General features: G+C 43.5%; 1 pseudogene. It reads left to right on the top strand.

What is annotated here, in order from left to right:
• Nucleotides 1–283: pseudogene (locus ACVCXO_RS09210) on the top strand (hypothetical protein); the annotation flags it as partial.

Here is a 283-nt window from a genome sequence, read left to right as displayed (position 1 = left end):
GGATCCAAATGATACGGATCCATGTATTGGAGGAGATTTAACAAATGTAGATTTAACAGACACAACAAGTGACTGGGCAACTGCAGATTGTGATGGTGATGGAGTAAGTAACTTAGACGAGGTGGATCCTGATGGAGACGGCGTTCAAGGACCAAACGACACCGATCCAAACGATGCATGTGAGTTTACTGCAGCAGATATTACTTTACCTGTAACAGCAATCACAGATTGTGATGGCGATGGAGAAACAAGTGATACCGATCCAAATGATACCGATCCATGT

This window comes from Lacinutrix sp. MEBiC02404, from assembly GCF_053601575.1.
Note: the sequence above shows the minus strand (reverse complement) of the source record. Positions and strands in the feature narration are given on the sequence as shown.